Here is a 208-nt window from a genome sequence, read left to right as displayed (position 1 = left end):
CGCCGCCGAACTGGCCGCCGAGCTGGGCGCGTTGGGCGCCGAGGTCACCTGGGCGGCGTGCGACGCGGCCGACCGGGACGCGCTCGCCGTCCTCCTGGCGGACATCCCCGCCGACCACCCCCTCACCGCCGTGATCCACGCGGCGGGCGTCCTGGACGACGGGATCATCGAATCCCTCACCCCGGAGCGTGTCGAGCGGGTGCTGCGG

1 protein-coding gene is annotated in these 208 nt (G+C 76.4%); it reads left to right on the top strand.

Going from position 1 to position 208, the window contains the following annotated elements:
* A partial coding sequence (locus KN815_RS47840) for a KR domain-containing protein (protein WP_216348031.1) occupies positions 1-208 on the top strand: 208 nt, incomplete at both ends.

It is taken from the genome of Streptomyces niphimycinicus (genome assembly GCF_018883605.1).
Lineage (GTDB): Bacteria > Actinomycetota > Actinomycetes > Streptomycetales > Streptomycetaceae > Streptomyces > Streptomyces niphimycinicus.
This window is presented reverse-complemented; position numbering and strand designations above follow the sequence as displayed.